The following is a 24,533-nucleotide window of genomic DNA, read 5'->3' as shown; positions in this document are numbered from 1 at the left end:
TGCCGTCCCAAAATTCCCACTGGCGACACGGACCCCAACGGCGCAGCCGTTGGGGCGCGAGGACCGGGGTGGGTTTCTTTGGTTACTTTCTTTCCACAAGCAAAGAAAGGAACGCCCCGCGGCAGCGCGCCATGTACGGCCACCGAAAACAAACCCGCGTCAGCGCCCCGAAAAGACAAAGCGATGCCTATTTGCTCTTGGGGCCCCATCCGCAGCGGTGGCGCCGGTGGGCAAACCCGCAGGGCGCCGCGCAGGACGCGCGGCGTGTTGGGTCGGCCCCCGGATGTGCCGGCCCAAAATTCCCGCCGGCGACACGAATCCCAGCCGCTTCGCGGCTGGGGCGCGAGGACCGGGTGTGTTTCTTCGGCTTTCTTTGCACAAGCAAAGAAGCGCTTCTCAACAGCCGAGGGCTGGTCAAAGTGACGCCCCGCGGCAAGCGCGCCATCGGCGAGAACCGATAGCAACCCGCGCGCCAGCGCCCCATACCCTTACAACACACTCATCAGCAGAGCGACTTCCGCTCCAAGAAAATCCGTTCTCTCGCGGACACGGATAGCGGCCAGCCAGGCCCTAACCGGCCGCCGCCCGCAACAACCCCGCATCCTCACTCCGCAAATCGCGCTCCCGCCCAATCAAATGCACCTCGTTGAGACAGGCCCGCCCCAATCGATGCACCCGCACCCGTGATCGATACGCACTGCCCAGCGCCGAATCCAGCGGCACGATCGACCAGCCGCGCCCCTGCGCCACGCTTTCCAGCGCCTCTTCCAGCTCATCGAAATGATCGCTGCGGTGCCAGCGCGACGGCAGCGGCAACTGCTGGCTTTCGAACCAGCGGAAGAACACGTACTCGAATTCCTCGTAGGTGACGAACGGCAGCGCCGCGACGTCCGCCGCGCGCGGTGTCGCCCGGCGCGTCTTCGGGCCGACCAGCGCCAGTTCCTCGCTGCCCAGCGGCACCGACGCGATGCCCGTGGTCACCAGCGGGCGATAGCTCACGCCCAGCGACACCCGACCGGTTTCCAGCAGCGCCAGCACTTGGCTGGCGGTGCGGAACAGCACTTCCAGCGGACGTCCTTCCGGCAGCAGCGTCAGCAGGCGCGGCACCAGCCGGTAGCGGCCGAAGCCGGACACGCAGGCGATCCGCAGCGGCTCGGCGCCGACGTCCTCGCGCACGTTCTCCCAGGCCTGCCCCAGATCCAGGTAGGCGCGCTCGATGGACGCGGCCAGCACGCGGCCGCGCGGCGTCAGCACCAGCCGGCTGCCGCTGCGGCGGAACAGCGGCGTGCCGAGCTGGCCTTCCAGTTGCTGCAGATCGTAGGTGACCGCCGAGGGCGACTTGTGCAGCGCGCGGGCGGCGGCGTTGACGCCGCCTTCGGCGACCACGGTGCGGAACACGGCCAGGCGGCGGAAATCGGGAAGCATCGGCGAACGGCTCGATCAAGGAATTTCGACCAGGGAATGCGGATGGTACGGCGTGCGCCGTCATTCGATGGCATCGAACGGCGCCGCCCGGATTTGAAATGGCCGCGTGCCGGCGGAGCGCCTAGCCTGTGGACCTCCTCCCGCCGGAACCTGCCGATGCGTCGCCTGTTCGCCTGCCTGCTGCTGGCCGCCTGGCTGCCCCACGCGCACGCCGCCGCGCCCACCGTTTCCACCCGTGACAGCGGCGACGCCGCGCACCTGTTCGGGTATTGGCCGAAACCGGGCCAGCGCGCGGCCTTCGACGCGGGCTACCGCCGGCATCTGGCCTGGCATCGCGACGCCGGGGATCCGCTGGTCTGGTACGGCTGGTACGTCAGCGACGGCAAGCGCGCGGGCATGTTCGTCGACGGCAGCTTCGGCGCGCCGTTCGCCGCCTTCGATCAGCGCGTCGATCCGGCCGGCGACGGCGCCGACGCCGGGCGCAACGTCACCCCGTTCGTGGAGCCTGCGTTCCGCGCCAGCTACCGGCTGCGCCGGGATCTGAGCAGCGGTTTTCCACTGGAGCGCTGGCAACCCTCGCCGCGCGTGCAGGTCACCCGCTACGTGGTCCGGCCGGGTGCGCGCGCGGCGTTCGAGCAGGCGGTCCGGTTGGCCCGTGCCGCGCTCCCCGCCGACGCGCCCGCGCACAGCTGGTACGAACCGGTCAGCGGCGACGCGCCCGGCTACCTGCTGCTGATCGCGCAACAAGGCTGGCGGGACCACGACCGCGGCACCGACGACCTCGACGCCCTGCTCGCCCGTTCGACCGACCCGCAGGCCCGGTCCGTCGCGGCCGCGCTGGCCGACGCCGTCATCTCCGCCGATGTGGAGACCTGGGAATACCGGGCCGACCTGAGCCTGATTCCGGCCCGCTGAGCGGCGATCCCGCCGTGGAAACGGCGTGAGTCGCGACCGGGCGACCCGCCGACACCCACCAGGCCGTGCCGGATCGTCGGCCTTCGCTCCAGCCCGAGCCCGCGACTCACCTCGCTGCTGCAGGGATCCCCGTACCCCGGCGGTCCACAACGGTTCCTTGACGGGATTCACCCGAAGTCGGATTTCCGGCACTAGACTTGCATCGGGAAACACGACGAAATCATCGCTGCTGGCGCCATGGGGCGCCGAACGTTACCGGGATGAACCCCAAGAACCGCGACATCCGCTTGGAACTGATCACCCTGTTGGGCGTGACCACGACGATGGTGGTCGCCGCGTTCGCGATTTACCGGCTGGTGCGCGGCGATCTCACCGCGGTGGCGGTGGACGCGGTGATCGCGGTCGCCATCCTGGGCGTGGTGATCTACGCCCGCCGCAGCGGCAACAGCCTGCGCGCCGGCAACCTGATGTGCCTGCTGAATTCCTGCGGCTGCCTGCTGGCGGTCGGGCTGATCGGCCCGATCGCCCTGACCTGGCTGTACCTGGTGCTGCTGACCAACTTCTTCCTCGCCGACCGGCGCCTGGCGCTGGGCGCCGGCCTGGCCATGCTGGTGGCCCTGTGCGTGCTGCCGGGGGTGTTCCCCGACATGTTCCATGCGGTCTCCACCCTGGTGACCGCGGCGCTGACCGCGTTGTTCTCGTACACCTTCGCCACCCGCAGCCAGGACGACCGGGTCGAACTGCAGGAACTGGCCTCGCTGGACGCGCTGACCAACGTCCCCAACCGCCGGATGATGGAGCGCGCCCTGACCCTGGCGGTCGAGCAGCAGACACTGGGCCGGGGCCGCTACGGGCTGATCGTGCTGGACCTGGACCGCTTCAAGGAGGTCAACGACCTCTACGGCCACGCCGCCGGCGACGACGCCATCGCCGATCTGGCCTCGATCCTGCGGTTCGAGATGCGCAAGGACGACCAGGTGTACCGGTTCGGCGGCGAGGAATTCGTGGTGTTGCTGCAGGTGACCAGCCGCGACGAACTGGAAGCGGCGACCGAACGCCTGCGCAAGGCGGTGCGGGGGTCGCTGCGCGGGCCCGGCGGACGGATCACCATCTCGCTGGGCGGGGCGCTGCTGGGGCATGAGCGGGATTGGCATGACTGGTTTTCGCGGGCGGATGCGGCGTTGTATCGGGCCAAGTCGAATGGGCGCGATAGTTATGTGATTGCCGAAGATTTGTTTTGAGTCGGCTCTTCTGGAAATGATCCGCCCGGACAGGGCAGACGCTGGCTGAGTTTTTTCATTGTCGTCCTGGCGCTGACGCGGGGCGTTGCTATTGGTGGACGCCGATGGTGCGCTCGCCGCGGGGCGTCCCTTTCTTTGCTTGTGCAAAGAAAGGAACCAAAGAAACACACCCCTGGCGGCGTGCCCTGCGCGCTGCGCGCGCAGGGTCCGCAATCGGCCCGGGAATTTTCGGAAGGGGCATCCTGCCCCTGCCGAAAACGGCGCACGTCCATGTGCGCCGCCCTGCGGGTTTACCCGGCCCGCTTGCCACGCCTTGACGGGGGCCCGTAGAGCCAAAGCAACAACAACGGCAAAGGCAACGGCAACAGCGGCTATCCGGAAGTCGGCTTCTGCTTTTTTGGGGCCCCATCCGCAGCGGTGGCGCCGGTGGGCAAACCCGAAGGGCGCTGCACAGGGATGTGCAGCGTTTTGGGTCGGCACATGGATGTGCCGTCCCAAAATTCCCACTGGCGACACGAACCCCAGCCGCAACGCGGCTGGGGCGCGAGGACCGGGGTGTGTTTCTTTTGGTTACTTTTCTTTGCACAAGCAAAGAAGCGCTTCTCAACAGCCGAAGGCTGGTCAAAGTGACGCCCCGCGGCAAGCGCGCCATGTACGGCCACCGAAAACAAACCCGCGTCAGCGCCCCGAAGAGACAAAGCGATGCCTATTTGCTCTTGGGGCCCCATCCGCAGCGGTGGCGCCGGTGGGCAAACCCGCAGGGCGCCGCGCAGGACGCGCGGCGTTTTGGGTCGGCACACGGATGTGCCGTCCCAAAATTCCCGCCGGCGACACGAATCCCAGCCGCTTCGCGGCTGGGGCGCGAGGACCGGGGTGTGTTTCTTCGGCTTTCTTTGCACAAGCAAAGAAGCGCTTCTCAACAGCCGAAGGCTGGTCAAAGTGACGCCCGAGGCAGCGAGCCATGGCTGAGAACCGATAACAACCCGCGCGCCAGCACCCAAGATCCATCCATCCCCCATCGCGCCCCTGCTCCCGCCATCCGGACCCACCGCCCGAATCCCGTCACCCCTCTGGAACAGGACTTGCAAAACACCGTCAGGTTTCCCTGACACACCCCCATGGCCGAGCAGGACGAAAGCGGCGAACGCACCGAACAACCCAGCGAAAAACGCCTGCGCGAAGCCCGTGAACAGGGCAACATCCCGCGCTCGCGGGAACTGGCGACGGCGGCGGTGTTCGGCGCCGGCGTGGTGGCGCTGCTGACGATGTCCGGGCCGCTCGCGCGCGGGTCGCTGGGCTGGATGAAGATCGCGCTCAGCCCGGATCCCCAGCTGTTCAAGCACCCGGACCAGTTGTTCGGCCACGTCGGCGCGCTGCTGCTGCAACTGTTGTGGGTGGTCCTGCCGATGGTCGGCCTGTGCCTGCTGGCCGGCTTCATCGGCCCGGTGCTGATGGGCGGGCTGCGTTTCTCGGGCAAGGCGCTGGCGCCGGACCTGAAGCGGCTCAGCCCGCTGGCGGGCATCAAGCGCCTGTACGGCGCCGAGAGCGTGGCCGAACTGCTGAAGTCGCTGCTGCGCGTGGCCTTCGTCGGACTGGCCGCGGGGCTGAGCCTGAAGCTGGGCCTGAACGCCCTGCGCGAGCTGCTGACCATGCCGCTGGAACAGGCGGTGCGTTCGGGCATGGGGTTCGCCGGCGGCCTGCTGCTGGCCTGCGCCGGCGCCTTGGCGCTGCTGGCCGCCATCGACGCGCCGTACCAGAAGTGGAACTGGATGCGGAAGCTGAAGATGACCCGCCAGGAACTGCGCGAGGAACTGAAGGAAAGCGAGGGCCGGCCGGAGGTGAAGGGCCGGATCCGGCAGATGCAGCACCAGTTGTCGCAGCGCCGGATGATCGAGGAAGTGCCGACCGCCGACGTCATCGTGGTCAACCCGACCCACTACGCGGTGGCCCTGAAGTACGAAGCCGGCCAGATGGGCGCGCCGCGGGTGGTCGCCAAGGGCGTGGACGAAATCGCCCTGCGCATCCGCGAGGTCGCCGAGGCCCACCGGGTCGCCATCGTCTCGGCGCCGCCACTGGCACGGGCCTTGTATCGCGAAGGGCAACTCGGCCGGGAGATCCCCGTGAGACTGTATACCGCCGTCGCCCAGATCCTGTCCTACGTCTACCAGCTGCGCGCCTGGCGCGACGGCACCCTGGCCGATCACCCGGATCCGCCGGCGGTGGACGTGGATGAGGGCAAGCCGGCATGAGCGCGGTTCCCAGCCCCACCTCGCGGATGATGGACATGCTGCGCCACGGCCTGGGCGCGCCGCTGATCGTGCTGGCGATGCTGGCCATGGTCATCGTCCCGCTGGCGCCGCCGGTGCTGGACGCGCTCTTCAGTTTCAACATCGCCATCTCGCTGGTGGTGCTGCTGGCGGTGGTCTACGTGCGCCGCCCGCTCGACTTCACCATCTTCCCGATCGTGCTGCTGATGACCACGATGCTGCGGCTGGCGCTCAACGTGGCGTCCACCCGCGTGGTGCTGCTGCACGGCCAGGACGGCCACGGCGCGGCCGGCAAGGTCATCGAGGCGTTCGGCGAGTTCGTGGTCGGCGGCAATTTCGCGGTCGGCCTGGTGGTGTTCGCGATCCTGACCATCATCAACTTCGTGGTCATCACCAAGGGCGCCGGACGCATCTCGGAAGTGTCGGCGCGCTTCATCCTGGACGCGATGCCCGGCAAGCAGATGGCGATCGACGCCGACCTCAACGCCGGCCTGCTGACCCGCGAGGAGGCCAAGGCCCGGCGCGAGGAAGTGCGCGAGGAAGCCGACTTCTACGGCGCGATGGACGGCGCCAGCAAGTTCATCCGCGGCGACGCCATCGCCGGCATCCTGATCCTGTTCATCAACCTGGTCGGCGGCCTGGCGATCGGCGTGCTCCAGCACGGCCTGCCGGTCGGCGAGGCGGCCAAGATCTACACCCTGCTGTCGATCGGCGACGGCCTGGTGGCGCAGCTGCCGGCGCTGCTGGTGTCCTCGGCGGTGGCGATGCTGGTCACCCGCGCCTCGCGCGCCCAGGACATGGGCGGCGCGATGGTCGGCCAGGTGTTCGGCCAGCACAAGGCGCTGGCGGTGGCGGCCAGCCTGATCGGCGTGGTCGGGCTGGTCCCGGGCATGCCCAATGTCGTGTTTTTGACGCTGGCGGCGGTGCTCGGCTACATCGCCTGGAAACTGTGGAAAAAGCAGCAGCCCGGCGCCGGCGGCGAGAACGGCGCGGCCGCCGATCCCGCCCTGCCCGCGCCGTCCAACCCGCAGGCCGAACTGACCTGGGACGAAGTGCGGCCGGTGGATCCGCTGGGGCTGGAGGTCGGCTACCGGCTGATTCCGCTGGTGGACAAGGCGCAGGGCGGCGAACTGATGTCGCGGATCAAGGCGGTGCGCCGCAAGCTCACCCAGGACCTGGGTTTCCTGGTGCCGCCGGTGCACATCCGCGACAACCTGGAACTGCCGTCCAACGGCTACCGCCTGCTGGTGCATGGCGTGCCGGTCGCCACCGCCGAGATTCATCCGGACCGCGAACTGGCGCTGGATCCGGGCGGCGCGTTCGGCGCGCTCGACGGCATTCCCGGGCGGGATCCCGCGTTCGGCCTGGACGCCACCTGGATCACCCCCGCCCAGCACGCGATGGCCGAATCGCTGGGCTATACCGTGGTCGACGCTTCCACCGTGGTCGCCACCCATCTCTCGCACCTGGTGCGCGAACACGCGCCGGAACTGCTGGGCCACGAGGAAGTGCAGCAACTGCTCGCCAACCTCGGCAAGACCGCGCCCAAGCTGGTCGAGGACCTGACTCCCAAGACCCTGGCGCTGTCGACGGTGGTGCGGGTGCTGCAGAACCTGCTGATCGAACGCGTGCCGATCCGCCAGCTGCGCCGGATCGTCGAGGCGCTGGTCGAATTCGGTCCGCAGAACCCGGATCCGGCCGCGCTCACCGCCGCCGTGCGCACCTCGCTGGGCCGCTTCATCGTCCAGGAGATTTCCGGCATGGCGCCGGAACTGCCCGTCTACACCCTGGCGCCGCAACTGGAACGTGTCTTGCAGGACAGCGTGCAGGGCACCGGCGCCGCGCTGGAACCCGGCCTGGCCGAACGGCTCCACCAGAGCCTGGCCGACTGCGTCGCCCAGCAGGATGCGCGCAGCGAGCCGGCGGTGGTGCTGGTCCCCGGTGGCGTCCGCGCCGCGCTGGCGCGACTGGTCCGGCACAGCGTTCCCACGCTGTCGGTCCTGTCCTACAGCGAAGTGCCGGAGGACAAGCGGTTGAAGCTGGTGGGAACGATCAGTTGAAGCGACGGGATTGGGGATTCGCGGAAGCGGGTTCATGACGGGGAAGCAGCAATGAAGACGAACACGACACGACCTAGATACCCAATCACCGCGAACGGCTCGCCATCGCCCTGCTCCACCCCATCCCGAATCCCGAATCCCCAATCCCGGTCCTTCCCATGAAAATCAAACGTTTCGTCGCACCCGACATGCGCACCGCCTTCGCGCTGGTCCGGCAGGAACAGGGACCGGACGCGGTGATCCTGTCCAACCGGATGACCGACGACGGCGTCGAGATCGTGGCGGCCTCCAATTACGACGAGACCCTGGTGCAGCGGACGCTGGAAGCGATGCGTCCGGCCGCGCCCGCCGAACCGGTGCCGCTGGTTCCATCGTTCGCGCGTGGCGCGCAGACACAGGTCCGCGGTGAACCGTCGGCCTCCTCCGCGACGCCCGCGCTGTCGCCCGCCGAAGCGGCCGCCGCCTACTTCAGCCGGGTGGCCGCCGCGCCCGCGACCAACGACCCGCAGGCGCCCGTCGCGTCCGTCGTGCCGACCGCACCCGTCGCGCCGATCGCCGCCTTCGAGCCCGAACGCCCCGCCCCGGCCACCTTCGCCGTGGATCCTCAGTCCTTCGCCGCACGCCTGGCCGCCAGCCTGCCGTCGGCTCCGGTGGAGATGCCCGCACCGGTGTCCGCCCCCGAGCCGGTGGCGATCGCGCCGCAACCTGAGGTGTCCGCCGCGCCCGTGCTGAGCGTGGTCGCCGACAACGCCGCGCGCGCGCGCGCCGAGGATGAGCAGCTGGTGCAGATGCGCGCCGAACTGGCGGCGATGCGGGAAATGATCGAAGGCGAGATGCACCGCCTCACCGACGAGCGCCTGCGCGGTTCGCCGGTGCGCGCGCAGGCGATGGAGCTGCTGGACGATTACGGCTTCGACGCCGGCATCACCCGCGACGTCGCCCTGCAGATTCCCGCCGACACCGAACCGCATCGCGGCCGCGGCCTGATGCTGGGCCTGCTGTCGCGCAAGCTGCCGATCCTGCCGCAGGATCCGCTGGAACAGGGCGGCGTGATCGCCCTGGTCGGCCCGACCGGCGCCGGCAAGACCACCACCATCGCCAAGCTGGCCGCCGCCTACGCCGATCGCCACAACCCGCGCGACGTCGCCCTGGTCACCACCGACACCGTGCGCGTGGGCGGCCGCGAACAACTGCACAGCTACGGCCGCCAGCTCGGCATCGCCGTGCACGAGGCCGACAGCGACGTGCGCCTGGCGCAGACCCTGGAACGCCTGCGCGACTACAAGCTGGTGCTGATCGACACCGCCGGCATGGGCCAGCGCGATCGCAACCTGGTCGGCCAGCTCAACTGGCTGCGCGCCGCCGGGCAGGTGCATACCCTGCTGGTGCTGCCCGCCAATTCGCATTTCGGCGACCTGGACGAAGTGGTCCGCCGCTTCAGCGGCGCCCAGCCGCACGGCGTGGTGCTGACCAAGGTCGACGAGACCGGTCGGCTCGGCAGCGCGCTGTCGGTCATCGTCGATCACCAGTTGCCGATGGCCTGGATCACCGACGGCCAGCGCGTGCCGGACGACCTGCATCGCGCCAGCGCGCCCAACCTGGTCCTGCGCCTGGATCAACTGCGTCGGGAAGCCGACGAACCCAGCCACGCGGAGACCATCCATGTCGCATGAACACCTGCTGCAGACCAATCCGCGCAGCACCCCGCCGCTGACCGGCGCCTTCCATCCGGTCCGCGTGATCGCGGTGACCGGCGGCAAGGGCGGCGTCGGCAAGACCAACGTGTCTGTCAACCTGGCCGCGTCGCTGGCCGAAATGGGCAAGCGCACCCTGCTGATGGACGCCGACCTGGGCCTGGCCAACGTCGACGTGCTGCTGGGGCTGACCCCCAAGTACACCCTGGCCGATCTGGTCGCCGAGCGCTGCCAGCTGGAGGACGTGCTGCTGGAGGGCCCGGAGGGCCTGCTGATCGTCCCGGCCTCGTCGGGTTTCCGGCACATGGCCGAACTCTCGCCGGCCGAACACGTCGGCCTGGTCAACGTGTTCTCGGAACTGCAGCGCGCCCTGGACGTGATGGTGGTGGACACCGCCGCCGGCATCACCGACAGCGTGCTGACCTTCTGCCAGGCCGCGCAGGACACGGTGGTGGTGGTCTGCGACGAGCCGGCCTCGATCACCGACGCCTACGCCCTGATCAAGGTGCTCTCGCGCGAGCGCGGCGTGGACCGCGTGCACGTGATCGCCAACATGGTCCGCGACCCCAACGAGGGCCGCAAGCTGTACGAGAAGCTGGCCCGCGTGTGCGAGCGCTTCCTCGGCGACGTCGCCCTGCACTACCTGGGCGCGGTGCCGCAGGATGACTGGCTGCGCCGCGCGGTGCAGCGCCAGCAGGCGGTGGTGAAGGCGTATCCGGGCAGCCCGTCCGCGCGCGCCATCAACGAGATCGCCCGGGTCACCGCGCGCTGGCAGCCGCCGTCAGGCGCCCGCGGCAACGTCGAGTTCTTCGTCGAACGCATGATCAACCGGAGCGTGCCTGCATGAGTACCGGCGCCGCCCAATACCGTGCCGTCCAGAAAGCGGCGGCCACCGACTTCGTCACGGTGCACGCGGACCTGGTCCGCCGCATCGCCCACCACCTGGCCGCGCGCCTGCCCGCCAGCGTGGAGATCGACGATCTGATCCAGGCCGGCATGATCGGCCTGCTCGAAGCTTCGCGCAGCTACGACGCCGAACAGGGCGCCTCGTTCGAGACCTTCGCCTCGATCCGCATCCGCGGTTCGATGATCGACGAGATCCGGCGCGGCGACTGGGTGCCGCGCTCGGTGCACCGGCGCGCCCGCCAAGCCGCCGCCACCGTGCGCGAAATCGAACAGCGCACCGGCCGCGCCGCCATCGCCACCGAAGTGGCGTCGGCGATGGAGATGCCGCTGCCCGAATACCTGCGCCTGCTGGAGGACGCCGCGCGCGGCCAGGTGCTGAGCCTGGAATCGCACATCGAGGACCACGGCGAACCGCAGACCGCGGTCACCGGCGGCCCCAGCCCGCAGCAGCAGCTCGAACGCGGCGAGTTCCGCCAGTCGCTGATCAAGGCCATCGGCCAGTTGCCCGAGCGCGAACAGCTGGTGCTGTCGATGTACTACGAGCAGGAGCTCAACCTGAAGGAAATCGGCGCGGTGCTCGGGGTCAGCGAATCGCGGGTCTGCCAGATCCACGGCCAGGCCATGCTGCGCCTGCGCGGCCGGCTGAATGTATTCGAGAGCGTGGACGCCGGGCTGGAGGATTGATCGGGCGCGGGGATTGAAGATTGGGGAATCGGGATGAGCCTCCTTTGAAAAAGGGGGCGGGCGCCCGCGGAGCGGGCGACGGGGGATTGACCCGCCATTCGGCGGTTGAAAAGCGCTTGCTTTTGGCGCCAAAAGCCAATCCCCCTCAGTCCCCCTTTTGCAAAGGGGGAGGCAAAGCGCTGCTTTTTTTATTCCCCAATCCCCAATCCCCGCCCAAGCCCCCAATCCCGACCCAAAAGTTTCCCCGCCTCCTGCCGATAAGGTCCTCGAGACCACCCTTGCCCTGCTTCACCCGGAGCCTTTCGTGACAGCCAACAAGAACATGCGGATCCTGATCGTGGACGACTTCTCGACGATGCGCCGCATCATCAAGAACCTTCTCAACGATCTGGGCTACACCAATACCGCCGAGGCCGACGACGGTTCCAGCGCCCTGACCGCGCTGGCCCAGGGCAGTTTCGACTTCGTGGTCACCGACTGGAACATGCCGGGCATGACCGGCATCGAGCTGCTCAAGGCGATCCGCGCCGACGACCGCTTCAAGACCCTGCCGGTGCTGATGGTCACCGCCGAGGCCAAGCGCGAGCAGATCATCGAGGCCGCGCAGAACGGCGTGAACGGCTACATCATCAAGCCCTTCACCGCGCAGACCCTGGAAGAGAAGCTCGGCAAGATTTTCGAGCGCCTCGGGGCCGCCGCCTGATGGCTGCGGTCATGGAAGCCGGCAGCGCCCGCGCCGCGCTGGTCGAACGCCTGCAGCACGCGCTGGACGCGCTGGAACTGGGCGACGAAGCCGGCTGGCGGCGCGAGCTGGACACCATCGCCGCCTGGCGCACGCAGCCGATGATGCAGGGCCTGGGCCGGTTGGCCCGCGAGCTCGCGCAGACCCTGGGCGAACTGCCGCCCACCCACGGCGGCGCCGGCGATCTCGACGACGCCTGCGCGCGCCTGGATCACGTGGTGGCGATGACCGAACAGGCCAGCCACAAGACCCTCGATCTGGCCGAGCAGTGCCGCGCCCTGGCCGACCAGCTCAAGACAACCGCGCTGAGCGCCGAACAGACCCGGGTGGTGGACCAGATCCGCGCCGGCCTGTCGGAAATGGCGCTGGCGCAGAGCTACCAGGACCTTACCGGCCAGATCATCCGGCGCGTCGCCGGCATCGTCCGCCGCGTGCACGAAGGCTTCGGCGAACTCGGGCTGCCGCCGCCGGAAAAGAAGGACGGCGGATTGGCCGGTCCCGCCGTCGCCGGCCTGGACAAGAACGCGTTCTCGCAGGACGACGCCGACGACCTGCTGTCGGGCCTGGGCCTCTAGCCGCCCCGCCCTCCGCAGCCTCCGCCACCGAGCCGAACCATGTCCGCCGTCACGCCCGAAATCGCCGCCGACTTCCTCATCGAGGCCCAGGAAATCCTGGATCGCCTTGGCGAGCAGTTGGTGACGCTGGAGCAGGATCCGGGCGACAGTGAACAGCTCAACGCGGTGTTCCGCGGCTTCCACACGCTCAAGGGCGGCGCCGGCTTTCTCGGCATCCAGGCGATGGTGCACCTGTGCCATGCCGCCGAGGAGGCGCTGGGCATGGTCCGCGCCGGCAAGGCGACCCTGGAAGCGGATCATTTCGATGCCGCCCAGCAATCGCTGGACTGGCTGCAACGCATGCTCGACGCGGTCGGCGCCGGCGAGGAACCGCCGCACGCGCCCGCCACGCTGATCGCCCAGTTCGACGTCGATACCGGCGGCGCGCCAGCGGCCCGGGCCGCGCCGGCGGTGGTCGCGCCGCGTCCGGCCGCCAGCGGCGGCGACGATCTGATCAGCGACGACGAATTCGAGGCGCTGCTCGACCAGCTCCACGGCGCCGCCGCGCCGACCGCGCAGGCCGCCCCCTCCGTCGCCGGCGACCTGATCAGCGAGGACGAGTTCGAAGCGCTGCTGGATCAACTCCACGGCGGCGCCGCGCCCGGCGCGGCCGCCGCAGCGGCGGCGGCGCCCAAGCCCGCCGCCCCGCGCCCGCCCGCTCCCGCACCCGCGCCATCGGCTGCGCTGGCGCGGCCGGCCGCGCGCGCCAGCGAGGCCGAGCAGACCATCCGCGTGGACACCAAGCGGCTGGACGCGATCGTCAACCTGGTCGGCGAACTGGTGCTTTCGCGCAACCGCCTGAAGACCCTGCGCGCGCGCCTGCGCGACGAGGAACTGGATCGCGCGGTCAGTGGCCTGGACATCGCCACCGCGCGCCTGCAGAACGCGGTGATGCGCACCCGCATGCAACCGGTCGGCAAGGTGTTCTCGCGCTTCCCCAAGGTCGCGCGCGACGTCGCCCGTTCGCTGAAGAAGGAAGTGGACCTCGAACTGATCGGCGCGGACACCGAGCTGGATCGCAACCTGGTCGAGGCGCTGTCCGATCCGCTGGTGCACCTGGTCCGCAACGCGATCGACCACGGCATCGAACTGCCGGATCTGCGCGAGGCCACCGGCAAGCCGCGCAGCGGCCAGGTCCGGCTGGCGGCGCAGCAGGAAGGCGACTACGTCACCATCGAGATCCGCGACGACGGCGCCGGCATCGATCCCGAACGGCTGCGCGACAAGGCGCTGGAAAAGGGCCTGATCGAACCGGAAGCCGCCGCGCGCCTGTCGCACGACGAATGCCTGCAACTGATTTTCCTGCCGGGCTTCTCGACCAAGGCCGAGATCACCGACATCTCCGGCCGCGGCGTCGGCATGGACGTGGTGCAGTCGCGCATCCGCGAACTCAGCGGCCAGATCCAGATCCATTCGCAGCTGGGGCGCGGCAGCCGTTTCCTGATCCGGGTGCCGTTGACCCTGGCGATCCTGCCGACCCTGCTGGTGCAGGCCGGCGATCCGGTCTACGCGCTGCCGCTGGCGCGGGTGATGGAAGTGCTGCATGCGCCCGCGTCGAGCCTGCGCTGGTTCGACGGCCAGGCCGTGCTGGACCGGCAATCGAATACCCTGCCACTGGTCGACCTGCGCCGCTGGCTGGGCGTGGAGGCGATCAAGGCGCCGCTGCTGACCATCGTGGTGTTGCAGATGGGCGACCAGCGCTTCGGCCTGGTGGTGGATCAGGTGCGCGGACGCGAGGAAGTGGTGATCAAGCCATTGCCGCGCGCGGTGCGCGGCCTGCGCGGCTATGCCGGCGCGACCCTGATCGGCGACGGCCGCATGGCCCTGATCCTGGACGTGGACGGCCTGCGCGAAGCGGCCGCGTGACCGTCCCGCTCCCTTCCCCCGCCCGCGGGGGAATGTGCCCGGAGGGCGGATGGGGGCGCATGCGACACCCATGGCGCTGAGCCTGCTCCGCTGATATCCCGCCTCCGACACGAATCCCGGACTTGTCGATTCGTCCCGGCAAGCCGCCCGCGGTCGAAGACCGGGCAGGACCGGATCGCCCCCGCCAACTCAAGTCCGCGCCGCCACGGCCGATACCACCGCATATGGATATCTTCAGCCTCATCGGTCTCATCCTCGCCCTGGTCGCCCTCGTCGGCGGCAGCATCCTCAAGGGCGCCGGCGTGTCGTCGCTGTGGTCCTCGGCGGCCTTCGTCATCGTCATCCTCGGCACTGTCGCCGCGATCCTGGTGCACACGCCGCCGGCGGTGTTCAAGCGCGCCGTCTCGATCGCCCGCTGGGTGATCCGTCCTCCCGGCGCCAACCACGACAGCCTGGTGGCGCAGATCATCGAGTGGAGCAACATCGCCCGCAAGCAGGGCCTGCTGGGACTGGAGCCGCTGGTCAACGAGCAGAGCGATCCGTTTCTGAAGAAGGGCCTGCAGATGCTGGTCGACGGCCTGGAGCCGGAAGCCATCCGGCACATGCTGGAAATCGATCTCAACAGCCAGGAGCACCAGGATCTGGCCGCCGCCAAGGTGTTCGAGGCGATGGGCATCTACGCGCCCACCCTGGGCATCATCGGCGCCGTGTTCGGCCTGATCGCGGTGATGAAGAACCTGGCCGATCCCAGCAAGCTGGGCCACGGCATCGCCGCCGCGTTCACCGCCACCATCTACGGCATCGCCTCGGCCAACCTGTTCTTCCTGCCCGTGGCCAGCAAGCTCAAGAGCGTGATCGGCGGGCAGAGCCGCGAGCGCGAGATGATCATCGAGGGCCTGATCGCGATCGCCCAGGGCGAGAACCCGCGCAACATCGAATCCAAGCTGGCCGGCTTCCTGCACTGATCGGGCACCCGCATGGCACGCCGGAAATCCCACGAGGAACACGTCAACCACGAGGCCTGGGCCATTCCCTACGCCGATCTGATGACGCTGCTGCTGGCCTTCTTCGTGGTCATGTACGCCATCTCCACCCTCAACGAGGGCAAGTACCGGGTGATGGCCGACGCGCTCACCGCCGCGTTCGGCGGCGCGCCGCGCACCATCAATCCGGTCCAGGTCGGCAACCACCAGCTGCAGGGCGCGGATTTCGACCGGCCCTCGCCGATCAAGTCCGGCGCCAAGCAGGGCCCGTCGGCGCCCTCGCCCGCGCCCAACGTCACCCTGCTGGCGGCGATGGCCTCGCAGATGAACATGAGCGTGGACGCCAAGGGCATGCAGAACGCCCACCAGCAGCTGGACACCATCGCCGACAACATCGAGAAGGCGCTGGCGCCGCTGGTCGACCAGAAACTGGTGGTGGTGCGCCGGGCCGAGCTGTGGCTGGAAGTGCAGATCAACAGCGACATCCTGTTCGCCACCGGCTCGGCCGCGCTGGAACCGGCCGCGCAGAAGACGGTGTCCAGCCTGGCCGACGTGCTGGCCGGCGTGCCCAACGGGGTGCGCGTGGAGGGCTACACCGACGACCGCCCGATCCGCACCTTCCAGTTTCCGTCCAACTGGGAACTGTCGGCGGCGCGCGCCGCCAGCGTGGTGCACCTGTTCGTGCGCGACGGGATTCCGCCGGAACGGCTGGCGATGATCGGCTACGGCGAGTTCCGCCCGATCGGCGACAACGCCACCGCCGAGGGCCGCAACAGCAACCGCCGGGTGCTGCTGGTGATCCTGGCCAGCGAAGGCGAGCACGCGCCGGGCGGTTCGCTGCCGGCGATCGCCGCCTCGCCCGCCGCGCCGGCCAGCGTGCCGGCGCAGACCGAAACACTGACGCCCGCCACGGCCGCCGACGCCGACGCGCTGGCGCCCACCCTTGAAGGAGGATCGAACTGATGCGCGTGTGGGCAATCGCCAACCAGAAGGGCGGCGTGGGCAAGACCACCACCACCCTGGCATTGGGACGCGGGCTGGCGATGCGCGGCCAGCGCGTATTGCTGATGGATCTGGATCCGCACTCCTCGCTGACCCGCGCCTTCGGCGTGCCGGCCGAGCCGGCCCCGGCCGGCGTGCTGGATCTGTTCGAACCCGCCGGCGCGGAGCTGGGTCCGCTGGTGCGCGAGACCGGCATCGAGCGCCTGTCCTTCGTCGCCGCGCAGACCGCGCTGGCCACGCTGGAACGCCGCAGCGCCACCCAGCCCGGCCTCGGCCTGGCGCTGGCCAATGCGCTGGCGCGCGGCGGCCAGGATTTCGACTACGTGCTGTTCGATTGTCCGCCCACGCTGGGCCTGCTGATGGTCAACGCGCTGGCCGCGGCCGATCGCGTGGTCATCCCCACCCAGACCGAGCCGCTGGCGCTGCACGGCCTGGCCGGCATGTGCCGGACCGTGGACATGATCGAACGCTCGCGCCGTCGCCCGTTGCCGGCGTCGGTCCTGCCCACCCTGCACGACAAGCGCACGCGCACCGGCAACGACACCCTGCGGCAGATGCAGGAAGCCCACGGCGAGCGCGTGTGGGAAGACGCCATTCCCAACGACACCCGCATCTGCAGCGTCGATGAACTGGTCAAGCCGCTGGCGGCGGATCAGTATCCGGGCCGTGGCCTGTCCGCCTACCGGCGCGCGCTCGACTGGCTGCTGAGCAGCGAGCGCGTGCAGATGGAGCAGGCCGCGTGACCGCGCAGCCGGCGCTCGACGACTACCTGCGGGATCTGCTGGGCGCGGATGCCGCGCCCGCGCCCGCGCCGGTGGTCGCCGCGCCGGCCCCGCCGCCGGTGTTGCAGGCGGTGGCGAACCCGCCGCCGATCGATCACGACGCCGACCGGACCCCAGCCACCGTCGCGCTGAGCCTCGTCACGCCCGCCGGGGACGCCGGCGAGGGCGCGGGCGCGTTCGACGCCGAACACGAAGACGTGCTGGAACGCCTGCTCGCCACGACCCGCGGCATCGCCGTGGCCGACGACCCGGACGCCATCCTGGCGCTGCAACGGATGGAAGTCGCGCCGCCCGCCGCCACGCCGGTGGCGTCCGATCCACCCACGCCCCTTCCAGAGACCGGGGAGATCCCGATGACACCCGTCGAGGCGACGCCCGCGACGATCGCGCCGCCCGCCGGCGATCTGATCAGCGACGACGAGTTCGAAGCCCTGCTCGATCAACTGCACGGCGGCGCCGCGCCCGGCGCGCGTGCCGCGGATGCCGCGCGCGGGCGGGAGCCGCCTGCGCCGGAGCGCGTCACGCTGGAGCCCGCTGTCGCCGAGCGCGCGATACCCGACCCCGTCCTTCCCACGCCGGAGGCCCCTCTCGTTGCGCCCGCACCCGTCGCCACGCCGCCGGCGATGCCATCGATGCCGGCGTACGCCAAGCCGGTGTTCGACATGCTCCAGCGTCGCCGCCACGACGACGAGGCCCCGGCCAGTTCCCCGCACGGGGAGCGCCGTCGCGCCAGCGACCGCAGCACCCGCTGGCTGCGGATGCGTTGCGACGAGCAGCACTACGCGCTGGAACTGCTGAAGGTGCAGGAGGTGGTGCTGCCGGCCACCCTGCTGCCGCTGCGCGGCGCCGCCCCGCACATGCTCGGGGTGATGAACCTGCGCGGCCAGGTGGTGCCCGTGCTCGACCTGGGCCTGTACCTGGGCCGCGCCGCGATCACCCCGGACAGCCATGTCCGCATCGTGGTGCTGGAGGAGAACGGCGAGATCCTCGGCCTGCGCGTGTCCGCGGTGGAGGACGTCACCTCCCTGACCGAGCAGCAGATCGAACCGCCCGACAACACCCGCATGTGCCGCATCACCCATCCGCTGTTCCGCGGCGTGGCCCGCCTCGCCGGACGCACGGTGATCCTGCTGGATGCGTCGGAGCTGCTGAAGTAAGGACGGGATCCGGATCCTGATTCGGATCCCGATCCGATCCGGTCCTGATCCGATCCCGATCCCGATCCTGATTCGGATTCGGATTCGGATTCGGATTCGGATCCGGATCCGGGAAGGCCCGGCTTTTCCTCCCCCTTCGAAGAAGGGGGACCGAGGGGGATTTGCCTTTGGCGCCAGCCAAGTCGCGACCGGGTTCGCACTTCTTCACCACCACACTCAAGACCTGCCCGCTTCGGCCGATACCTCGCAGGAACCGACCCATCGGAGCGAAGATGAGCGCAGTACCCCTGGGCGCGGACCTCGGCATCGAGGCCGCCAGCGATCTGAAGCAGCAACTGGCGCCGCACCTGGCCCAGCCGCAGCCCCTGCTGCTGGATGCCGGGACCGTGCAGCGCGTGCATACCGCCAGCCTGCAGGTGCTGTGCACCTTCTTCCGCGACCGCGAGCAGGCCGGCCACGCCACCGCCTTCGCCGGCAGCAGCGCCGCCTTCCGCGACGCCGCCCGCCTGCTCGGCCTGGCCGACCGGCTGGGTCTTTCCTCTTCCGACAACAACGATTCGAAAACTGTGGAGAACGCCGCATGAGCGCACGTATTTTGGTGGTGGACGATTCGGCCTCGATGCGCCAGATGGTCGCCTTCGCCCTGAGTTCCGCCGGATACGCCGTGGACGAGGCCGAGGACGGCCAGGTCGCCCTGGGACGCGCGCAGGGACAGCGCTTCAACGCCGTGGTCACCGACGTCAACATGCCCAACATGGACGGCATCGCGCTGATCCGCGCCCTGCGCGGCCTGCCCGACTACAAGTTCACCCCGCTGCTGATGCTCACCACCGAATCGGCCGCCGACAAGAAAGCCGAAGGCAAGGCCGCCGGCGCGACCGGCTGGCTGGTCAAGCCGTTCAATCCCGAACAGCTGGTCGCCACCATCCAGAAAGTCCTGGGCTGATCCGCTCCGCCTTTCCTCCGCCTTTCCTCCGCCCTTTTCCTGACGCCGCCCGGGTTCCGCATCGATGAACATGGACATGCAACGCTTCCACGCCACCTTCTTCGAGGAAAGCCGCGAAGGGCTCGAAGCGATGGAAGCGGGACTGCTGTCGCTGGAACAGGGCAACCGCGACGGCGAACTGATCAACTCGATCTTCCGCGCGGCGCATTCGATCAAGGGCGGCGCGGCCACCTTCGGCTTCGAGGCGGTCGCCGGCCTGACCCATCTGCTGGAAACCCTGCTGGACGAACTGCGCGCCGGCAAGCGCGAAGTCGCCACGCCGGCCATCGACGCGATGCTGGCCTCGGTCGACGTGCTGCGCAGCCTGCTGGCCGAAGCCGAACACGGCCAGCCCGCCGATCCCGCCGCCGTCAGCGACGTGCATGCGCGCCTGGGCGCCGTGCTGTCGGGCGACGGCGCGGCGGCCGGCGCCGCGGCCGCGACGGTGGCCAGGGACGCCGCCCCGGAAGGCTGGCGCATCGGCTTCACCCCGGCGCCGTCGCTGTTCATGACCGGCAACGATCCACTGCGGATCCTGCGCGAACTGGAACACCTGGCGCCGCTGGAAGTGGCCTGCCGGGTCGATCGCCTGCCCGGCTTCGCCCAGATGGATCCGCTGGAAGCCTACCTGGCCTGGGATCTCGGCCTGCTCGGTCCGGTGCCGCGCGCCGCCGTCGAGGAAGCCTTCGCCTGGGTCGTCGATGACTGCGAACTGGACATCCAGCCCATTCCCGCCGCGATCGCCGCGCCTCCCGCGCCGGTCGAGGCGATCACGATCACCGCCGCAACCGCGGGCGCACCCGCCGCGCCGGCCGGCAACGAGACCGCCGAAAGTTCCATCCGCGTCAGCGTCGACAAGATCGACGGCCTGATCAACCTGGTCGGCGAACTGGTCATCACCCAGGCCATGCTCAAGCAGGTCTCGGGCCTGCTGGATCCGGCCCAGTGCGAACGCCTGTTCGCCGGCCTGGATCTGCTGGAACGCAATACCCGCGATCTGCAGGAAGCCGTCATCGGCGTGCGCATGCTGCCGGTGGACGCCGTGTTCCGCCGCTTCCCGCGCCTGGTCCGCGATCTGTCCTCGCGCCTGGGCAAGCAGGTGCGCCTGCGCACGATCGGCGAAGGCACCGAGCTGGACAAGGGCCTGATCGAACGCATCGCCGATCCGCTGGTGCACCTGGTCCGCAACTCGATTGACCACGGCCTGGAAATGCCCGAAGTCCGCCGCGCCGCCGGCAAGGAGGAAACGGGCACGATCACCCTGGCCGCGTCGCACCAGGGCGGCCACATCGTCATCGAGGTCAGCGACGACGGCCGCGGCCTGAACCGCGAGCGGATCCTGGCCAAGGCCGCCGAGCGCGGCGTGCACGTGCCGGACAATCCGACCGATTCGCAGGTATGGGATCTGATCTTCCAGCCCGGCTTCTCCACCGCCGACGCGGTCACCGATCTGTCCGGCCGCGGCGTCGGCATGGACGTGGTCCGCCGCAACATCCAGGCGCTGGGCGGCGAAGTGCAGCTGGAAAGCAGCGCCGGCCACGGCACCCGCGTGGTGATCCGGCTGCCGCTGACCCTGGCCATCCTCGACGGCATGACCGTGGCGGTGGGCGATGAAACCCTGATCCTGCCGCTGGGCTACGTGCTGGAAGCGCTGCAACCGCAGGCCGAGGACGTGCGCACGCTGGCCGGCGAAGGCCGCGTGCTGCGCGTGCGCGGCGAATACCTGCCGCTGCTGTCGCTCAACGAGTACTACCGCTACGGCCACGCGCGCACCACGCAGCCGCTGGTGGTGGTGGTCGAGGGCGACGGCCAGAAGCTGGCGCTGGAAGTGGACGAACTGCTCGGCCAGCAGCAGGTCGTGGTCAAGAACCTGGAAAACAACTACCGGCGCGTGGACGGGATTTCCGGCGCCACCATCCTGGGCGACGGCCGCGTCGCTCTCATCGTCGACGTGGGCGGACTGGTGCGATCGCTGCGGATGCCGCAGGCCGCCTGATCCCCTTACCGACAAGACCCTTCTCCAACCCCGCACCCGCACGCGACCGCCCCGGCGGCCGCGCGCGGCGCGCGCCTGCCCTGCATATTCCATCCTCATGAAAACCGCTTCCACCGCTTCGCTGTTGCTCCTCCCGCTGCTGGCCGGCCTGGCCGCCTCCGCATCCGCCGTCGAGGCCAAGACATGGCCGCCGCGGCTGGTGTTCGCCAACGGCACCGAACTTGCCGCGACCGGCAACTACGCCTACGACGTCAACCGGTTCGACGGCGACGGCTACGGCACCGCCGCCACCGCACTGGAGGACGAGGAGGATTTCCGCCGCAAGGAGTTCGGCTTCACCCTCAAGCGCAAGGGCTTCTACGACGTCACCGCCAGCTACGACTTCCATTCCGACACCTGGATGGACGTGGCGCTGCGGATGGAAACCAAGCCGCTGTTCGGCCGCGATGCCGGCAGGCTGCGATTGGGCCAGTTCAAGCTTCCGGTCGGATTCGAGGGCTACACCTCCACCCGCGCCGGCAGCTTCCTGGAGAACTCGCTGCCCACGCAGGCGTTCTACGAGAGCCGCCGGGTCGGCGCCGAATGGGCGTTCGAGCGGCCCGCCTACCTGTGGAACCTGGGCTACTTCTTCGGCAACGATCTGCAGGGCAACAATCCCGGCACCACCCTCGCCGGCCGCGTCGCGTGGACGCCGCGCAAGCAGGCCGGGCACGTCCTGCATCTTGGCCTGTCGGCGTCCGAGGAGCATCCGCACAGCGAAGTGAACGGGCGCGGCCAGACGATCCTGCCCAGCGTGCGCTGGCGCGCCCGCCCGGAGGCGGCGCTGACCGACGCGCGGCTGGTCGATTCGGGCAGCCTCGCCCGGGTGGATCGGATCCGCCGCGAAGGCGTCGAAGCGCTATGGATCGAAGGCCCGTGGTCGCTGCAGGGCGAATACCTGCGCCAGGAAACCACCCGCGATGCCGGCCTGCCCGGTTATTCAGCGGACGGCTGGTATGTCGCCGGCAGTTGGCTGATGACCGGCGAATCGCGTGCCTACAACGCCGGCAATGTCTCCAATCCGTTGCCGGCGCACGCGCATGGCGCGTGGGAACTGCTGCTGCGCTACAGCCGCATCGATCTGGACAACGACGGCATCCGTGGCGGCCGCGAAGCCAACTGGACCGTGGGCGTCAACGCCTACCTCAACCGGTATTTCCGGTTGCAGGCCAACCTCGTGCAGGTGGACGCCACCCGCGCGGGACGGCACGCCGACCCGCGCATCCTGCAACTGCGCGCGCAGTTCTATTTCTGATCGCGCCACCTGATGGGTGATCGGCTGGGCAATGCGCCCAAGACACGGATCACATGAGTTCGTCGGGAATCCCCCTACGACCACATGCACCGTCAAGTTCGCGTCGACGCAGCCGCTACTAGCGGCATGTCGCCGCGACATGACATCCACCACCGCCGCGAATGGCCACACGGGGAGGCCGTCCGTCGTGTTCCTCCTGGAGAGAAGCAAGCAATGAACTGGTTCCGCAACCTGCCGATCGCGCGCAAGCTGACGTTGGCCTTCGTCGTCACCGTGGTCCTCACCGTCCTGCTCGGCGCGCTGTCGCTGTGGCGGCTGTCGACGTCCAATGCGCAGATGCGCGCGGTCAATGAAAACTGGATGCCCGCGGTCCAGCACCTGGGCGAAATGCGCGCCCAGCTCGGTGAGTACCGTACCTACGAGCAGTCGCAGCTGACCAAGCAGGGCCAGCCGGACGAGATCGCCGACTACGAGCAGAAGCTGGTCGACACCCGCAAGCTGATCGACACCGAGGAAGCGGCCTACAACGCCATCCCGACCGAATCCAGCGCGAAGGAAAAGGCGATCTACGAAAAAGTGAAGCAGGCGCGCGCCGCCTACTTCGCGGCGCACGACCGCATTTCCGCGGCGGTGGCGGCCGATGATTTCGAGACCGCGAAATCCATCTCCACCAACGAGTCGCGCTTCCTGCGCCGCGAACTGTTCAACCAGCTCAAGGCGTTGTCGCAGTACAACGTGGACAACCTGGCCGCGCAGGTGGCCGCCTCCGAGCGCGCCTATTCGCGCACCGTGCTGGCGATGTGCGTGGGCCTGGGCGTGGCGGTGCTGCTGGCGGTCTTCCTGGGCATCGCCATCACCCGTTCGATCACCGGTCCGCTGGGCCAGGTGGTGCGCGCGGTGAACGCGGTGGCGCGCGGCGACCTGTCGGTCAAGGTCGAACGCGGCCACCAGGACGAACTGGGCCAGATGCTCGCCTCCACCGACGAGATGATGAAGATGCTGCGCCGGTTCTCCGACGAGACCCAGCACATGGCCCGCATGCATGCCGGCGAGAACATCGCGCAGCGCGTGCCGGAGGATTTCCCGGGCGTGTACGGCGAGCTGGCGCGCGGCATCAACACGATGATGTTCGAGCACCTGGACGCCATCGTCGACGCCATCGCCATCCTCAACCGCTACGCGGTGGGCGATCTGTCGCAGGACGCGCGCCGCCTGCCCGGCCAGCGCGCCATGCTGCACGAGTCGATGGATCGCGCCAAGGCGAGCCTGTCGGCCATCAACGGCGAGATCAAGCGGCTGGCCGCCGCGGCCGCGGTCGGCGACTTCAGCCAGCGCGGCGACGCGCAGCGCTTCGAGCACGACTTCCGGGTGATGATCGACGGCCTGAACGCGATGATGGCGGTCAGCGACACCAACCTCGGCCAGCTGTCGCAGCTGCTCCAGGCCATCGCCCGCGGTGATTTGACCGCCCGCATGGACGGCGACTTCCACGGCGTGTTCGCCCGCATGCGCGATGACGCCAACGCCACCGTGGCGCAATTGACCGACATCGTCAGCCGCATCCAGGATGCGTCCACCGCCATCAACACCGCCGCCGGCGAGATTGCCTCCGGCAACGCCGACCTGTCCCGCCGCACCGAACAGCAGGCCGCCAACCTGGAGGAAACCGCCGCCTCCATGGAAGAGCTCACCTCCACCGTGCGCCAGAACGCCGACTCCGCCCGCCAGGCCAACCAGCTGGCCATCGGCGCCGCCTCCGTCGCCTCCCAGGGCGGCAATGTCGTCGGCCAGGTCGTCACCACCATGCGCGACATCGAAGCGGCCTCGCGCAAGATTGCCGAAATCATCGCCGTCATCGACGGCATCGCCTTCCAGACCAACATCCTGGCGCTCAACGCGGCGGTGGAAGCGGCCCGCGCC

20 protein-coding genes are annotated in these 24,533 nt (G+C 69.3%); 19 read left to right on the top strand and 1 reads right to left on the bottom strand.

Annotated elements, in window-relative coordinates; translation table 11 throughout:
• Positions 1 to 570 precede the first annotated feature (570 nt).
• Entirely contained in the window at positions 571 to 1,425 is an 855-nt protein-coding gene (locus ACTHN1_RS07885) for a LysR family transcriptional regulator (RefSeq protein WP_440470401.1), read from the bottom strand.
• Between the two features lie 156 nt (positions 1,426 to 1,581).
• Here ACTHN1_RS07885 and ACTHN1_RS07880 point away from each other — a divergent pair, with 156 nt between their 5' ends.
• The 19 genes from ACTHN1_RS07880 to ACTHN1_RS07790 all read left to right on the top strand — a co-directional run.
• The gene (locus tag ACTHN1_RS07880; RefSeq protein WP_440470400.1) at positions 1,582 to 2,340 is read left to right on the top strand and encodes a hypothetical protein; all 759 of its coding nucleotides are present in this window, start codon (positions 1,582 to 1,584) and stop codon (positions 2,338 to 2,340) included.
• A 260-nt stretch (positions 2,341 to 2,600) separates the two neighbouring features.
• Positions 2,601 to 3,581 carry a diguanylate cyclase gene (locus tag ACTHN1_RS07875; RefSeq protein ID WP_440470399.1) on the top strand — a complete coding sequence of 327 codons (981 nt, stop codon included), beginning with the start codon at positions 2,601 to 2,603 and terminating at the stop codon, positions 3,579 to 3,581.
• Between the two features lie 1,118 nt (positions 3,582 to 4,699).
• Complete coding sequence (gene flhB / locus ACTHN1_RS07870) at positions 4,700 to 5,830, top strand: flagellar biosynthesis protein FlhB (protein ID WP_440470398.1); 1,131 nt, start codon at positions 4,700 to 4,702, stop codon at positions 5,828 to 5,830.
• 29 nt (positions 5,831 to 5,859) lie between these two features.
• Entirely contained in the window at positions 5,860 to 7,908 is a 2,049-nt protein-coding gene (gene flhA, locus ACTHN1_RS07865; RefSeq protein WP_440470402.1) for a flagellar biosynthesis protein FlhA, read from the top strand.
• A gap of 158 nt (positions 7,909 to 8,066) precedes the next feature.
• The gene (gene flhF, locus ACTHN1_RS07860; protein WP_440470397.1) at positions 8,067 to 9,581 is read left to right on the top strand and encodes a flagellar biosynthesis protein FlhF; all 1,515 of its coding nucleotides are present in this window, start codon (positions 8,067 to 8,069) and stop codon (positions 9,579 to 9,581) included.
• Positions 9,571 to 10,449 (top strand): MinD/ParA family protein, encoded by an 879-nt coding sequence (locus ACTHN1_RS07855; protein ID WP_440470396.1) that lies wholly within the window; start codon positions 9,571 to 9,573, stop codon positions 10,447 to 10,449. Before flhF ends, ACTHN1_RS07855 begins: the two co-directional genes overlap by 11 nt.
• A complete protein-coding gene (locus ACTHN1_RS07850; protein ID WP_440470395.1) occupies positions 10,446 to 11,192 on the top strand; it encodes an RNA polymerase sigma factor FliA in 747 nt (248 codons plus the stop codon). The genes ACTHN1_RS07855 and ACTHN1_RS07850 overlap by 4 nt, the downstream gene beginning before the upstream one ends.
• Before the next feature lie 322 nt (positions 11,193 to 11,514).
• The gene (cheY, locus tag ACTHN1_RS07845; RefSeq protein ID WP_141452861.1) at positions 11,515 to 11,895 is read left to right on the top strand and encodes a chemotaxis response regulator CheY; all 381 of its coding nucleotides are present in this window, start codon (positions 11,515 to 11,517) and stop codon (positions 11,893 to 11,895) included.
• Positions 11,895 to 12,509 (top strand): protein phosphatase CheZ, encoded by a 615-nt coding sequence (locus tag ACTHN1_RS07840; protein ID WP_440470394.1) that lies wholly within the window; start codon positions 11,895 to 11,897, stop codon positions 12,507 to 12,509. Before cheY ends, ACTHN1_RS07840 begins: the two co-directional genes overlap by 1 nt.
• 39 nt (positions 12,510 to 12,548) lie before the next feature.
• A complete protein-coding gene (locus ACTHN1_RS07835; RefSeq protein ID WP_440470393.1) occupies positions 12,549 to 14,414 on the top strand; it encodes a chemotaxis protein CheA in 1,866 nt (621 codons plus the stop codon).
• Between the two features lie 224 nt (positions 14,415 to 14,638).
• Positions 14,639 to 15,379, top strand: a complete 741-nt coding sequence (locus tag ACTHN1_RS07830) for a flagellar motor protein (protein WP_440470392.1) — start codon at positions 14,639 to 14,641, stop codon at positions 15,377 to 15,379.
• Between the two features lie 12 nt (positions 15,380 to 15,391).
• Positions 15,392 to 16,360 (top strand): flagellar motor protein MotD, encoded by a 969-nt coding sequence (motD, locus tag ACTHN1_RS07825; protein WP_440470391.1) that lies wholly within the window; start codon positions 15,392 to 15,394, stop codon positions 16,358 to 16,360.
• Positions 16,360 to 17,142: a ParA family protein gene (locus ACTHN1_RS07820; protein ID WP_440470390.1), complete on the top strand. Its 783-nt coding sequence runs from the start codon at positions 16,360 to 16,362 to the stop codon at positions 17,140 to 17,142. Before motD ends, ACTHN1_RS07820 begins: the two co-directional genes overlap by 1 nt.
• The gene (locus ACTHN1_RS07815) at positions 17,139 to 18,338 is read left to right on the top strand and encodes a chemotaxis protein CheW (RefSeq protein WP_440470389.1); all 1,200 of its coding nucleotides are present in this window, start codon (positions 17,139 to 17,141) and stop codon (positions 18,336 to 18,338) included. Before ACTHN1_RS07820 ends, ACTHN1_RS07815 begins: the two co-directional genes overlap by 4 nt.
• A 272-nt stretch (positions 18,339 to 18,610) precedes the next feature.
• Entirely contained in the window at positions 18,611 to 18,922 is a 312-nt protein-coding gene (locus tag ACTHN1_RS07810) for an STAS domain-containing protein (protein WP_440470388.1), read from the top strand.
• The gene (locus ACTHN1_RS07805; protein ID WP_141452570.1) at positions 18,919 to 19,284 is read left to right on the top strand and encodes a response regulator; all 366 of its coding nucleotides are present in this window, start codon (positions 18,919 to 18,921) and stop codon (positions 19,282 to 19,284) included. Before ACTHN1_RS07810 ends, ACTHN1_RS07805 begins: the two co-directional genes overlap by 4 nt.
• Positions 19,285 to 19,348: 64 nt before the next feature.
• Positions 19,349 to 21,319 carry a chemotaxis protein CheA gene (locus ACTHN1_RS07800; protein ID WP_440470387.1) on the top strand — a complete coding sequence of 657 codons (1,971 nt, stop codon included), beginning with the start codon at positions 19,349 to 19,351 and terminating at the stop codon, positions 21,317 to 21,319.
• Positions 21,320 to 21,416: 97 nt separating this feature from the next.
• The gene (locus ACTHN1_RS07795) at positions 21,417 to 22,613 is read left to right on the top strand and encodes an OprO/OprP family phosphate-selective porin (RefSeq protein WP_440470386.1); all 1,197 of its coding nucleotides are present in this window, start codon (positions 21,417 to 21,419) and stop codon (positions 22,611 to 22,613) included.
• Positions 22,614 to 22,826: 213 nt separating this feature from the next.
• Positions 22,827 to 24,533: MCP four helix bundle domain-containing protein (locus ACTHN1_RS07790; RefSeq protein WP_440470385.1), on the top strand; the 1,707-nt coding region annotated here is incomplete at its 3' end.

It is taken from the genome of Pseudoxanthomonas sp. (assembly GCF_051953815.1).
In the GTDB taxonomy this organism is placed as follows: Bacteria; Pseudomonadota; Gammaproteobacteria; order Xanthomonadales; family Xanthomonadaceae; genus Pseudoxanthomonas_A.
Note: the sequence above shows the minus strand (reverse complement) of the source record. Positions and strands in the feature narration are given on the sequence as shown.

What these genes read in the sequence shown, in the direction of transcription:
- ACTHN1_RS07800 (WP_440470387.1), top strand. Translation starts at nt 19,349, where the DNA reads ATGAACATGGACATGCAACGCTTCCACGCCACCTTCTTCGAGGAAAGC.
- ACTHN1_RS07850 (WP_440470395.1), top strand. Translation starts at nt 10,446, where the DNA reads ATGAGTACCGGCGCCGCCCAATACCGTGCCGTCCAGAAAGCGGCGGCC.
- ACTHN1_RS07820 (WP_440470390.1), top strand. Translation starts at nt 16,360, where the DNA reads ATGCGCGTGTGGGCAATCGCCAACCAGAAGGGCGGCGTGGGCAAGACC.
- ACTHN1_RS07805 (WP_141452570.1), top strand. Translation starts at nt 18,919, where the DNA reads ATGAGCGCACGTATTTTGGTGGTGGACGATTCGGCCTCGATGCGCCAG.
- ACTHN1_RS07810 (WP_440470388.1), top strand. Translation starts at nt 18,611, where the DNA reads ATGAGCGCAGTACCCCTGGGCGCGGACCTCGGCATCGAGGCCGCCAGC.
- flhF (WP_440470397.1), top strand. Translation starts at nt 8,067, where the DNA reads ATGAAAATCAAACGTTTCGTCGCACCCGACATGCGCACCGCCTTCGCG.
- ACTHN1_RS07880 (WP_440470400.1), top strand. Translation starts at nt 1,582, where the DNA reads ATGCGTCGCCTGTTCGCCTGCCTGCTGCTGGCCGCCTGGCTGCCCCAC.
- flhA (WP_440470402.1), top strand. Translation starts at nt 5,860, where the DNA reads ATGGACATGCTGCGCCACGGCCTGGGCGCGCCGCTGATCGTGCTGGCG.
- ACTHN1_RS07795 (WP_440470386.1), top strand. Translation starts at nt 21,417, where the DNA reads ATGAAAACCGCTTCCACCGCTTCGCTGTTGCTCCTCCCGCTGCTGGCC.
- ACTHN1_RS07840 (WP_440470394.1), top strand. Translation starts at nt 11,895, where the DNA reads ATGGCTGCGGTCATGGAAGCCGGCAGCGCCCGCGCCGCGCTGGTCGAA.
- ACTHN1_RS07885 (WP_440470401.1), bottom strand. Translation starts at nt 1,425, where the DNA reads ATGCTTCCCGATTTCCGCCGCCTGGCCGTGTTCCGCACCGTGGTCGCC.
- motD (WP_440470391.1), top strand. Translation starts at nt 15,392, where the DNA reads ATGGCACGCCGGAAATCCCACGAGGAACACGTCAACCACGAGGCCTGG.
- ACTHN1_RS07855 (WP_440470396.1), top strand. Translation starts at nt 9,571, where the DNA reads ATGTCGCATGAACACCTGCTGCAGACCAATCCGCGCAGCACCCCGCCG.
- ACTHN1_RS07830 (WP_440470392.1), top strand. Translation starts at nt 14,639, where the DNA reads ATGGATATCTTCAGCCTCATCGGTCTCATCCTCGCCCTGGTCGCCCTC.
- flhB (WP_440470398.1), top strand. Translation starts at nt 4,700, where the DNA reads ATGGCCGAGCAGGACGAAAGCGGCGAACGCACCGAACAACCCAGCGAA.
- cheY (WP_141452861.1), top strand. Translation starts at nt 11,515, where the DNA reads ATGCGGATCCTGATCGTGGACGACTTCTCGACGATGCGCCGCATCATC.
- ACTHN1_RS07835 (WP_440470393.1), top strand. Translation starts at nt 12,549, where the DNA reads ATGTCCGCCGTCACGCCCGAAATCGCCGCCGACTTCCTCATCGAGGCC.
- ACTHN1_RS07875 (WP_440470399.1), top strand. Translation starts at nt 2,601, where the DNA reads ATGAACCCCAAGAACCGCGACATCCGCTTGGAACTGATCACCCTGTTG.